Origin of the sequence: Aliidiomarina sedimenti, from assembly GCF_003986955.1 — a bacterium.
GTDB lineage: Bacteria > Pseudomonadota > Gammaproteobacteria > Enterobacterales > Alteromonadaceae > Aliidiomarina > Aliidiomarina sedimenti.
This window is the reverse complement of the sequence record NZ_PIPN01000002.1, coordinates 335,596-347,653: the sequence shown is the minus strand read 5'-3', so window position 1 is coordinate 347,653 and position 12,058 is coordinate 335,596. Positions and strand designations below refer to the sequence as shown.

Here is a 12,058-nt window from a genome sequence, read left to right as displayed (position 1 = left end):
AGTTATGACGCGGTTTCACTTAATGTTAGCAGGCAGTAATGAAATCTGCAGACGTGCGCACTGAAAATTTACTGCTATGTTTTAGTTGGTATTAAATTGAACTGAACGGAAGGAGACATACATGTTAGGTTGGGCTCTGTTATTTTTCATTATCGCGATCGTTGCGGCTGTATTGGGGTTCGGTGGAATCGCAGGTGCGGCTTCTTCAATTGCTCAGGTGATTTTCTTTATTTTCATTGTTCTGTTGGTTATCTCTTTGATTGCAAATGCGGTGCGAGGTCGAGGGCCTAAAGCCTGACCTGGTGTCTTAATCAGCTGAGAGTTCTGTCAAAACCCGCCGTGTGCGGGTTTTGTTTTTTCGGCGACTCTTCAGTACTATACGGGTATTCGTTAGGCCTGACATTTTGTCGTTGCTGCATTGAGGGTTCCCCTTGCCATTCTTAGTTATTTTACCCTTGCTTGGCTGGCTTGCAGTCAGTGTGATCCCGCCTTTATTCACGGTTGCTGAACCGGTTATCAATGCACTTGCCTCAAGCTGGGTCATCTGGCTCAGCCTCAGCGCGGTCGCTGCGTTGGCTGGGTTAATGCGGCAGTGGTCGTGGTGGTATTGGCTGGGGCTAGTCGCCAGTGTCTTTTTTGTCTCTCAGCGGGTACTGGGCGAGGCGCTCACCGAGGACGGCGTAGCGGTGTTGCAGGTATTTCTGCCGTTGTTAATGGTTGCCCTGGTATTGCTGCTGAGCCTGCTGCCGAAACCTCCATTATGGCGACCCCTTGGCCTTACCCTGCTGGCGGTTGTGGTCGGTTTGCCGCTGCTATTGCTGTTATTACCACTTGCGGGGGTCCAGCACTGGTGGGGCTTTAATCTGTTCGCCGCCCGCCCGTTGGTGGCTGGTTTGTCACTAAGCTGGCCATTGTTGCTGTTTTCATTGCTGGTGGTTGGGGTGTGGTTTATCCCCCGGGCCAAACGTAGCGGTCAGCCGCGCGAATGGACCGAACTGGCGGTCACCCTGCTCCTGTTGTTGATGTTACTGACCACGCAACAGCCGTTGTTAATGAATCTGGCGGCGTTTGCCATGGCGCTGACTCTGTTACTCGGTCTGACCACGCAAATGCTCAATCTTGCCTACGTTGATGAGCTGACCCAGCTCCCAGCAAGGCGGGCATTAATGAATGAAATGCGTAAGCTCGGTCGACGCAGTGCGGTGACCATGCTCGACGTGGACCACTTTAAAAAGTTTAACGACACCTATGGTCACGATGTCGGCGACCAGGTTTTGCGCTTGATTGCAGCTCAGTTACGCAAAGAGCCTGGCTGTAAAGCATTCCGCTACGGCGGCGAAGAGTTCACACTTATTTTTAGCCATGCGGATAAAGAGGAAATTACCCAGCGGCTGGAGTCTGTTCGCCAGCGCGTAGCCAATTACCCGTTACGCCTGCGTTCGCAGCGGCGGCCGGTGAGCGGTAAGAAAGGCCAGCAAAAACGTGGCGGCGGTGCTGGTAAGGTGAAAACAGTTAAAGTGACGATTAGTCTTGGCTGCGCGATTCGCCGCCTCGGCGAGAGTACCGATGCCATGCTAAAGCGTGCTGACAGTATTCTCTACAAGGCGAAGAACGCCGGTCGTAACTGTGCCCTTGTTTCTCTGTAAACTCGTTCAGCGTCTGCTACAAAGCTAAGGAATCGTCGACAGCAGCATGGCGCTGGCGGAAAAGGTCAGCAGGGCATAAACAATCTGTTTGAACTGCCGTTCGTTAACCCGTTTGTGAATACGGTGACCAAGCCAGAAGGCGATTGCCAGTACCGGCAGGTAAGCCAGAATAACCGGTAGCACAGGTTGAATCAGGCCCTGCTGCCACATAATAGCCGAATAGGTCAGGTTCAGACCGAGCCAGACACAGACCAGTGTGGCGCGGAAATTGGCTTTGGCGATGGCAAAGGTATTCATCGAATACACCAGTAACGGCCCGCCAGAGGCAAAAAGGCCGTGGGTAATGCCGGCACAGAATGTCCACCAGGGTTGCCACCACACTGGTTTCGGACGGGTGATTATGCCGCGCTGCAATTTGTACCATTCGCGTAGAGCAAACCATAACACCAGGACCGCGAAGGCAGCCTTGAGTGCATCCGAACTCAGCACCTGCAAGAGGGCGATGCCAAGCAACATACCTGCCAGCATAAACGGCAGCATGCGTTTAAAAAGCAACCGGAAGTCGATGTCGCGAAAGAAACGGATAAACAACGCGCTACTCATAAAGACACTTAACGGCACCAGAATGGGCAATAATTGCGGGATCGGAAATAAAAGGCTGCCCAAGGCCACCGCAATAACAATGCTGCCGAAACCAGTTATCGATTCACTGGTAAAGGCAATGCCGACAAAGATACCGAGTACTACAAACTCCCAGCTCATACCTTCCCTTCGTTGTTACAGTTCACGTAAGTGACTAGCGATCTCAAAGACATGCTCGTCGTCGGCCTGCATGTCACGCAGCGCACTTTCCAGTTTCAGCAAGTACTCGTCATTCGGCCCGCTTGGGCCGGTCGAGGATTTAATATGGCGGGCAATATCATAGGCCGATGCAGGACCGAGAAACGCCGCATTTTCCTCGGTCGCGATGTACACCAACCCTTGCGCCGTATCTCCGTTATCGAAGGTCATTTCGGTGGTGAAGCGCAGGTAGCCGTTTTTCTCACGGTGGTCGAGGTGGTCAAATACCGCCGGGGTAATCAGGTAGGCCATTCCTTTGCAAATGGCGCCCGGCTTTTCCACCAGTGTGGCGACACGCCCCGGCGCGTCCGGTGTGCCGCGGTGGTCATGTGAGCCTTGCCAGAAACGGCGGGTCCAGTTTTCTATGTGAGCCGGGCGGCGTGCGAGGTAGTCAAAGTCAACTTTATAAATCAGCGAGCCGTAGCCAAACAACCATATCTGTTGCTGGTCACCAAACAGGTTACGGGTCTGATTGAGAGTCTGGGTGTCGTGTGCCATGGAGTGCCTCTAGTTGAGCTGCGGGAACGGGCCTGCCCAGATAATACCCTTGCAGACGGTCACAGTTAAGCTCTGTCAGTAAATCGACCTGGTTTTTCGTTTCAGTACCTTCGGCTACCACTCGAAGATCAAGGGCGTGGGCCATCGCTACAATGGTTCTGACAATCAATAAATCGTTTTGATTGCGCTCGATATCGCGCACAAAAAGCCGGTCGATTTTGAGCTCATCGACCGGCAACCGGCTTAGAATGCCGAGTGACGAATAGCCGGTACCGAAGTCATCAATTGCAATACGAAAGCCTTTATCTTTTAGTTGCTGCAATAATTGAAGACTGTGGTCGATGTTCTGCATCACCGCGGTTTCGGTAATCTCAAGCTGTATTTTACCCGCCGCAATAAGTTCAGCGCCCTGCGCATTGTGGGAAAAACGGCTGATGAAGGAGGCCAGTGCATTGCTATCATTAATATCGTGCGCTGAGACGTTAACAGACACATGATCGAGTGTGCTAAAAAGCTTCAGAGGGGTCAGGTCATCGAGAACCCGCTGACAGGCAAAGTCGGTTAGCGCCCGGATAATACCCTGTTGCTCCGCCAGTGGAATGAAGACATCCGGTGGCACCTGGCCGTGCAAGGGGTGCGACCAACGGAGCAAAGCTTCTACACTAACCAGACGCTGCCCCCCGGCAGCGAACTGAGGCTGATAGACCATACTTAGCTCACCGCGTTGTTGGGCCTGGCGCAGGTCGGCCGTTAGCTGGGCACGTTTATTAATGCTTTCGCCATAGGATTCGCGGTACACGCAGCGCTGGCCGCGGCCCTGTTCTTTAGCCTCGGTTAAAGCCAGATTGGCGGCGCTCATTAACTCTTTGCTGTGAGAGGCGTCCTGTGGGAAATAGGCAATGCCGATACTGCAGGTGGCGGCGGCTGGACTTTGCTGACGCAGGCTTGTACCCAACAGGGTGTCTTTGATTTCCGTTTGTAAGGTTTCCAGTTGAGTGAGTAAGCTATCGTGCGGCGACACACCACGCAAAGCGACGCAGAATTCATCCGCAGCGATTCGGCTAATGGAAGCGTGGAGCGGAAAATGGGTCCGTAGTTTCTCGGCAAACCCTTGTAACAGGTGGTCACCCTGGCGCTGCCCGAGTTGACTGTTGAGCTGACGGAAATCGTCAATATTGACGACCACTAAGGCCAATGGCTGGTGGGCACTGCGGGCGGCATCGAGCTGCTCGGAGAGAACGTCACGAAACATATATAAGTTGAGAAGCCCGGTAAGGGCGTCCCGTTCATGCAGTTGCTGTTGGCGGCGCAGCCATACCCACGCCAACAGACCAAATAAAAGACCGGTGACGAGTACATAGGCCCAGCCTTTATAGGTTTGCACACGCATTAATGACGCCGGGTCGACAACCAGAAATTCGGCCGCTCTGTCAGAGAACAGGATCCACACCAAACCGATCAAAATATAAATCGCCGTCATTCGCATTGCGGCTTTGGCTGGAGCCATAGTGCCCCCTTTGCTGGAGTAGGATGCTTGTATAATTTAGCAGCAGTTAATGTCTACTGTAGCAATGGAAGCGAGTTGTGGGAAGCTCGTTACGTTGTGGCTCGTTCGGTTGTGAAAGCCGTACTTTGAGCTAGCCTTGCTAGGTAACCGTATTTACAGGCAGAGGTGGGAACAGCATGTTTATTGAAACGATCAAAACCGACGGACTGGCCCATTTATCGTATCTGGTTGGTGACCAGGAAGAAGCGGTAGTTATTGATCCCAGACGGGACACCCGGGTGTATGAGCAACTTGCAGGTGAACATGGGTGCCGTATTCGGGCCATTTTCGAAACCCATCGTAACGAAGACTTTATCAGTGGTGCCCCGGTTCTGGCCAAACGAACCGGGGCCACCGTTTACCATGGCCCTAATCCGGACGGTGAGATCGCTTATGCAAGGTTACTTGATGACGACTTCTCGATTCAGCTTGGGCGTTTGCGGCTTGACGTATTGACCACCCCTGGTCATACCGACGATAGCATTTCGATTGTGCTTTACGACACCGAGGCCGACAACAGTATCCCAACCGCAGTGTTTACCGGGGATGCACTCTTTATTGGTGATGTCGGGCGGACTGATTTCTATCCCGACCGGGCCGAGGAGGTCGCCGGTCTGCTGCATGACAGCCTCGAGAAGCTGGTGGCACTGGGAGACCATGTACTGGTCTACCCGGCACATGGCGCCGGGTCGGTCTGCGGCGGTGGTTTGTCCGACCGCGAGTTCTCGTCTATTGGCCATGAGCGACTGACCAACCCTGCGTTGCGGCTACTCGGTGACCGGGATGCATTTATTGCCCATAAAACCTCTGAGCAGCACTATATGCCTCCGTATTTCAAACTGATGGAGCAACGCAATCTGGATGGACAGGCGCCTGTGCTGCAGCAGGAACTACCGGCACTGAGCATGCAGCAACTGAGCGAGCTGAACGACTGCAGCTGGGTTGATGTGCGGGGGGCGGAGTGCTTCAGTGGCCAGCACCTGGGCGGCACACTGTCCCTGCCGATTGGCATGATAGCCGCCTATGCCGGATGGTTACTGGACCCAGAGAAGTCGCTGGTACTGCTGGCTGAAAACGAAGCGCAGGCGAACACCGCGTATGCGCATTTTTACCGTCTCGGCTTTGACAATGTACGTGGGTACTGGAAACTGAATACCAACCAGTGGACCATTGAACGTGGCCAGGTTAATCAGCTTCAGCATATCACCGCAGCGGCATTGGCATCGGCCTTACAGGACGGGTCAGAGACCCAGATCCTGGACGTTCGTAAGCTCGATGAGTGGCAAGATACCGGGGTGATTTCCGGCGCCTATACCGCGTACCTGGGTCAGCTTTCCAGTAAGCTGGGCGGCCTGCGTTCAGACCGTCCGGTGGTGACCGTATGCGGTTCCGGAACAAGGGCAGTCGTCGCCGCCTCGTTGTTAAAGCGGCAGGGCTTTGACCAGGTTAAAGTGTTGTGGGGCGGCATGCAGGCCTGGCAACAGAGCTATAGCACCGAGCCGTATACTGATTAAATTCAGGGGTTACTCCACTCGTTGCAGCATAGGCGGCAGGCAATTCAGTAATTGCTTGCCATACCCTTTGGTCTGTAGGCGGCTGTCATAAATTCGCACTTCGCCATAACAATCCTGACTGCGCATGAGCCGGCCAACACATTGCACCAGGCGGCGGCTGGCATCGGGCAGCGCGATCATGGCGAAAGGGTGTAAGCCCTGCGCTTCAATAAATTCACTTTCCGAGGCTGCAATCGGGCAATTGACGTCGGCAAAGGGCAGTTTGGCGATACCTACAAAGGTCAGGTAAGCGCCGGGAAGGTCGAGACCTTCTGAAAAACTTTGGCAGCCAATCAAAATCGAGCGCTTACCATCATCAACACGCTTTTTATGGCGACGAATCAAGCTGTCGCGGGTGGCGGTGTACTGCACCAGGCTGTCAGCAGCCAGTGCCGCTGGCAACTTGTCGACAAAGCTCTGCATTTGTCGCTTGGACGCAAAGAGCACCAGTGCTGCTTTATGCTCGCCAAGGTCGTTGCCGAATCGTTTGAGCATGGCACTGGTGTGCGCTGCTTCATTGTTAAAGTTCGGCTCGGGTAAGTCACGGTAGGTCACCAGCTGCGCTTTTTTGTAGTCAAAGGGTGATTCAATCACCAAAAACTGCACGCCATCTTTTTGGTACAGGCTCAATTGCTCGCTAAAGCGGCGGAAGCTGCCCAGTGACTGCAGCGTCGCCGAGGTGAAAATAGTGGCAAAGGCCGGGGTGACAATTTCGCGCTCAAACTGGCGGCCAACCTGAATCGGCGTGGCACTTAGGGTAATATCGACCCGCAGGTCAGAATGGCGGGTTAACCAGCGCGCAATGCCCTGCTTAGGGTTAATTTCAGTTTTCAGTAACACACAGGCACTGAGTGCGCTTTCCACGGTCTGAGTCAGGTTGCGCAGGCTACCGAGGTAGTTTTGCAAACGGCTGTCGTCGCTAATTGCTTTTTCCTGCGCGTCTTTGATTTTCTCATTAACCTTCTGACAGGCTCCATTAAGCCCTTCCAGCGCTGGTTGCAGCTGCTCGCTTAACAGCAGTTGCAGTTGCTCCGGCAGCGCGCCTTGCTCAAAGCGATGAACTGGTTTTTTAAAGGCGCTGGCGCGAGCCTCGCCTAAATAGCCATGCGCACAGTCAATGATCTGGCTGGCCGCGCTGCTCATCAGTTTAAAGTCATCCCGCATGCGCACGGCCAGGTTGTCGACGTTGACCACATCCAGAGAGGCCCCGTTGACCAGACTTTGAATATGGTTCACCAGGCGGCCGCTGTTGCGATCCAGCTTCGATAACAGTTCGAAGTTAAGCTCGGCGGCGAGCGAGCTGCGAAAGGTATCGCGAATATGGTGCGCTTCGTCAAAAACAAAAATACTGTCTTTCGCTGCTGGCAATAAACGCATTTCCGGCTGCACGTGCAGCATATCGGCGTAGAGCATGGCGTGGTTGGTGACAATGACCTGCGCGTCACGGACATCTTTACGGGCATCGAAGAAGGCGCAGTTGTCGTAGTGCGCGCAGTTGCGCCGTGAACAGGTGTCGCGGTTGGCATTCACCTGCGACCACCAGGGCTGCTCAAGGCTTAGTTTGCCGCGGTAGTCGTCTTTCAGGCCATTCCATTGATTGGCATCGAACAGGGTAATCAGCTGCTCCACCTGAGTTCGATGCTTGCGCTGGTGCTGCACATCCGCTTCGTCGGTTAGCAGATCCGGCGCATCCTGGTCGTTAACGAAGGTTTCGGCGTCACGGCGACAAAAATAGCGACCACGACCCGCCACAAACGCTTGTTCAAAATGCAGACCTGCTTTGCGCAGGCGCGGCAAATCATGATTCATGATCTGTTGCTGCAAGGCGACATTGGCGGTTGCCACTACCACATGCTTTTTCAGCTTAATCGCACTTACAATCGCCGGTAATAAGTAACCGAGGGTTTTGCCAGCACCGGTCTGGCCTTCAATCACCAGCGAGCGATGCGGTTGGTCGCCTTCCTGATAGACCCCAAATAACGTCTTAGCCACTTCAGCGAACATCGTCATCTGGCCTTTGCGGCTGGTAAAGCCAGGCGTGTCACGTAGCGCATTGAGCGTCTTTTGCATGCTTTGTTTTACATTGTCAGGAACCATCAGCAAAAGACCTCGGGTTAAGAAAAGACTGCGTTAGCAACGGGGCGCTAGTATACCCAAGCAAGGGGGTGCGTTGTAGCCTTTGTCAGGCTACACTAGCGCGGATGTGGAAACGACTGCTTTTTATTGTTTTATTACTGGCCTGCCTGCACCCGCAAGTGCACGCGGCGCATGCTCTGCTATTAGGATTGCTGGTCGCCTTTGCCGGTGCCGCGCCGGTCAGGCTGAACACAGCAAAAGTCAGTAAAACCTTACTGGCGTGCTCAGTGGTGGGGCTAGGCTTTGGCGTTCAGATGAGCACCGCGGTGACCCTGGGCCGGGACTACGCGAGCTTACTGATTGGCTCGATTCTACTGACCTTGCTAGTGGCGTGGTGGGTCACTCGCTGGTTAGGTGTGGCGCGAAAAACCGGCTTCTTAATCGGCGCCGGGACCGCAATATGTGGGGGCAGCGCCATTGCCGCGGTAGCTCCGGCCATTCGTGCCCGTAGCGAACAGATCGCGATAGCGCTTGGTTGTGTCTTTATCCTCAACGGCCTGGCCCTGATTATTTTTCCTGTCATCGGTCACTGGCTGGCGCTTGACCCGCAAACCTTTGGGGTCTGGGCGGCCGTTGCCATTCATGATACCTCGTCGGTGGTGGGCGCCGCGCAAGCCTTTCACCCCGACTCACTGGCACCCGCGACCACCCTTAAGCTGGCCAGAGCCGTTTTTATTGTGCCGCTGGTGTTACTCAGCGTCTGGTTGTTTGCCCGCCAGGCACCTAAAGCCCGCCAGACCTTAAGCGCATTGCCGTCCTTTTTGCCCTGGTTTCTTGTCGCTGTGGTGCTCGCTCAGGTAGTACCCCAATTGCAGTGGCTATTTGAGCATCTGATTTGGTTGGCGCAACAGCTTCTGGTGGTCAGCATCTATTTACTCGGAACCAGCTTGCAGCCTGCGCAACTGCGGCAGGCGGGCAGCCGACCCCTGTTACTGGCGGTGTTGTTGTGGCTATTGGTAGCGGTAGGGTCTCTGATGTGGCTGCAGGCGTACTCGCCAGCCCTCTAGCTAAGCGGCCTTTCAGGCAAGCTCTAGGAGAGGTCCTGGTGCGGAAGTTGATAACTTCTTTTTACTAACTACCGATTGCTGCTAGGCTTTTATCACATAAGTCGCGTATTTTTTCGATCATAAGGTGGCACTGATTATGGTGGGATCTGTTGGTATGCTGAATTTTTTACGAGTACTGCGAGGGTTTGCTGGCCTGTGTTTTTTATTGGCGGTGGGTGCGATTATTCTTCAGATACTGGTCAATTTTGTTCATTTTGACTTTGTGATGCCATCGTCAATGGCAATCTTTATGCTTGGGGTGATGCATGCGGTATTTTGGTTGTGGGCGTTTATTGGTTTGCGCAGAATTATTAATAGCATTCATAAAAAGGAACAAGGGGGCCCGCACCCGTCCTTAAGCAAACCCTGGCACTTATAAGCGCTTCATTACCCTGTCGTAAAACGGCGTTCGCGTCCTGCGAACGCCCGGGTCGATTTTTCATTTAGTGATAGTGACTAATAGCCTTGATTAAACTAGCCGTTAAATCTGAATCACCGCAATGATCAGCAATATCGCCAACCGTCACTACACCTACCAGTTGTTTGCTGTCAGGGTTATCGAGCACTAACAAACGTTGCACCTGTTGTTCCGACATATTTGATAACGCCTCTTCAACAGAGGTGTCCTGATAGGTATAAAGCACTTTTTTTGTTGCTAACTCTTTCGCGGGTCCATCGGCATTTTTGCCCCGAGCGAGGCCGTTTATAACCAAGTCCCGATCGGTTACGACAGCCACCACTTTATCGTCATTAGTGAGTGGCTCGAAACCTGTTGAATGCTTTCGCATCGACTCCGCTACTTGCTGGATGGTGGCGTTATCGCTCAAATAGTGGGGTCGGGTGGTCATAATATCTTTAACAAGCATAATGTGTCCTCCTACATTTAGTGCGACGTTGATAAGTCGCATTATAGAAAGCGTCCTCCTGCTGAGTTAAAGTTCCTTCCCTGAAATTAGTGACTTAACGAAATATTATGAGTGGTCAGCCAAAGTTCCAGTAAGGTGACCTGCCATAATTTTGAACCAAATGGGCCGGTGAACTGTTTCGGCGATTCAAGCATTTGATCGACATAGGTCATATCAAAGATTCCACGCTGTCGGGCTCGTGGCTGGCTGAAAATAGAACGTGCGAGCGTTAAATACTCACCCTGCATTTTGCGTAACGCTGGCACCGGGAAGTACCCTTTCGGGCGGTCTATCACCTGCTTTGGAATGATCTCGCGGGCGACCTCTTTGAGCAGGTATTTGCCACCGTCACGAACTTTCAGCTGGTGCGGTATCTGAAACGCCAGCTCAACTAAGTCGTGGTCGAGAAAAGGTACCCGCGCCTCCAGTCCGAATGCCATTGTCATATTGTCGACGCGCTTTACGGGGTCATCGACGACCATCGCAGCGCTGTCTAAATGCAGTGCTTTATCGACCGCCGAGGTCGCTTTGCACTGGTTAAAATAATCGCTCACGAAATCCATGGCGTGGGTGTGGTTACGGTAAGCTGGAGCGAGCACCTTGTTGAGGTCCTCCTCACGCCAGGAAAAGTAGTTGGCTGCATAAATTCTAGCTGCTTCATCGGGTTTTGCTTCTGCCATTGGCGGGTACCAATGGTAGCCGCCAAAAACCTCATCGGCGCCTTGCCCGCTCTGCACCACCTTAACGTGTTGACTTACTTCCTTAGATAATAAGTAAAAGCCGATGACATCATGGCTCACCATGGGCTCTGACATGGCTTTAACGCATGGCTCAAGATGGGTCAGTAGCATCGAGTGCTGAGCGTGGATTTTATGATGATCCGTTGAGTAATGCCGGGCGATGCGGTCTGAGTACTGGAATTCATTGCCGCTTTCGTTATCGACATCTTCAAAACCGATTGAGAAGGTATGAATATTACGTTGACCAAGGTCATCCAGTATTCCCACAACTAACGACGAATCGAGTCCGCCTGACAGCAGAACACCGACTGGGACGTCCGCTTCCAGCCGCCTTTCGACACTTTGGTAGAGCGCTGTTCTCAGCTTTTCTTTCCACGCGTCCTCACTGTAATCAGCGCGACTGCCGGATTGATCATTATAGGTGGGCAGAGACCAGTACTGCTGGCAAATTCGCTTTCCTGTCTTATCGATTTTCATCCAGTGCCCTGCCTCCAGTTTGTGTACATTCTTAAATAAGGTGTGACTTCCAATAATGGCCCGGAATGACATGTTGTGATGCAAAGCAATTGGGTCTATCTGGGTTGGCACAAACTCACATTGAAGCAACGCGGGTAGGGTCGAAGCGAACCAGAAGCCATTGTCATTATGGTGAAAATACAATGGCTTGATTCCTAGCCGGTCTCTGGCAAAAAATACGTCGCCCGATGCCCGGTCGAGAATGGCGAAGGCAAACATGCCAGAGAGTTTATCCAGGCACTTTTCCTGCCAGTGACTATAGGCTTTAAGAATGACTTCACTGTCGCTGGTTGAATGAAAATGGTAGCCGAGGGCGCTTAGTTCGTCCCTTAACGCCCGGTAATTGTATATGCAGCCGTTGAACACTAGTGTGAGTCCTAGTTCCGCATCATGCATGGGCTGATCGCCATGGCTGCTTAAGTCGATGACCTTGAGCCGCCGGTGTCCAAAACAGGTATGACCGTGACTGAAAACGCCCTTCCCATCGGGGCCTCGGGGTGCCAGTTTATGCAACATTTTTTCGACGCATTGGGTATTTGCATGGTGTCTAAAGCGTATCTCTCCCGCGATGCCGCACATAGTCGCCTCGTAATGGTTCGAGTAAAAAGAATGAAATATCTATCAGTTTCGAA

Annotated in this window: 11 protein-coding genes; 5 read left to right on the top strand and 6 right to left on the bottom strand. The window is 52.9% G+C overall.

Features of this window, described 5'->3' with window-relative positions; translation table 11 throughout:
• Window positions 1-121: 121 nt before the first annotated feature.
• Together CWE12_RS06275 and CWE12_RS06270 are read left to right on the top strand one after the other, a co-directional pair.
• On the top strand, window positions 122-298 hold the full coding sequence (locus CWE12_RS06275; RefSeq protein ID WP_126788819.1) for a DUF1328 domain-containing protein: 177 nt from the start codon (window positions 122-124) through the stop codon (window positions 296-298).
• Window positions 299-431: 133 nt separating this feature from the next.
• A complete protein-coding gene (locus CWE12_RS06270) occupies window positions 432-1,646 on the top strand; it encodes a GGDEF domain-containing protein (RefSeq protein ID WP_241984150.1) in 1,215 nt (404 codons plus the stop codon).
• Between the two features lie 24 nt (window positions 1,647-1,670).
• Here CWE12_RS06270 and CWE12_RS06265 read toward each other — a convergent pair whose 3' ends face one another.
• Genes CWE12_RS06265 through CWE12_RS06255 form a run of 3 tightly spaced genes read right to left on the bottom strand, consistent with a single transcriptional unit; the run spans window position 1,671 to window position 4,491 of the window.
• A complete protein-coding gene (locus CWE12_RS06265) occupies window positions 1,671-2,408 on the bottom strand; it encodes a sulfite exporter TauE/SafE family protein (protein ID WP_126788818.1) in 738 nt (245 codons plus the stop codon).
• A gap of 15 nt (window positions 2,409-2,423) precedes the next feature.
• Window positions 2,424-2,984 (bottom strand): gamma-glutamylcyclotransferase, encoded by a 561-nt coding sequence (locus CWE12_RS06260; RefSeq protein ID WP_126788817.1) that lies wholly within the window; start codon window positions 2,982-2,984, stop codon window positions 2,424-2,426.
• Entirely contained in the window at window positions 2,947-4,491 is a 1,545-nt protein-coding gene (locus CWE12_RS06255) for a putative bifunctional diguanylate cyclase/phosphodiesterase (protein WP_126788816.1), read from the bottom strand. Before CWE12_RS06255 ends, CWE12_RS06260 begins: the two co-directional genes overlap by 38 nt.
• Before the next feature lie 176 nt (window positions 4,492-4,667).
• On the opposite strand from CWE12_RS06255, the gene CWE12_RS06250 reads away from it, so the two are divergent.
• Window positions 4,668-6,044 (top strand): MBL fold metallo-hydrolase, encoded by a 1,377-nt coding sequence (locus CWE12_RS06250; RefSeq protein ID WP_126788815.1) that lies wholly within the window; start codon window positions 4,668-4,670, stop codon window positions 6,042-6,044.
• A gap of 9 nt (window positions 6,045-6,053) precedes the next feature.
• Here the strand turns inward: CWE12_RS06250 and dinG are convergent, their stop codons facing one another.
• Window positions 6,054-8,180, bottom strand: a complete 2,127-nt coding sequence (gene dinG, locus CWE12_RS06245; RefSeq protein WP_126788814.1) for an ATP-dependent DNA helicase DinG — start codon at window positions 8,178-8,180, stop codon at window positions 6,054-6,056.
• 104 nt (window positions 8,181-8,284) lie between these two features.
• Here dinG and CWE12_RS06240 point away from each other — a divergent pair, with 104 nt between their 5' ends.
• Together CWE12_RS06240 and CWE12_RS06235 are read left to right on the top strand one after the other, a co-directional pair.
• Window positions 8,285-9,226 carry a YeiH family protein gene (locus CWE12_RS06240; protein WP_126788813.1) on the top strand — a complete coding sequence of 314 codons (942 nt, stop codon included), beginning with the start codon at window positions 8,285-8,287 and terminating at the stop codon, window positions 9,224-9,226.
• A 136-nt stretch (window positions 9,227-9,362) separates the two neighbouring features.
• Window positions 9,363-9,644, top strand: a complete 282-nt coding sequence (locus CWE12_RS06235) for a hypothetical protein (RefSeq protein WP_241984149.1) — start codon at window positions 9,363-9,365, stop codon at window positions 9,642-9,644.
• A gap of 64 nt (window positions 9,645-9,708) precedes the next feature.
• Here CWE12_RS06235 and CWE12_RS06230 read toward each other — a convergent pair whose 3' ends face one another.
• On the bottom strand, window positions 9,709-10,131 hold the full coding sequence (locus CWE12_RS06230) for a CBS domain-containing protein (RefSeq protein ID WP_126788812.1): 423 nt from the start codon (window positions 10,129-10,131) through the stop codon (window positions 9,709-9,711).
• 86 nt (window positions 10,132-10,217) lie between these two features.
• On the bottom strand, window positions 10,218-12,005 hold the full coding sequence (locus CWE12_RS06225; RefSeq protein ID WP_126788811.1) for an N-acetylglutaminylglutamine amidotransferase: 1,788 nt from the start codon (window positions 12,003-12,005) through the stop codon (window positions 10,218-10,220).
• Between the last annotated feature and the right edge of the window lie 53 nt (window positions 12,006-12,058).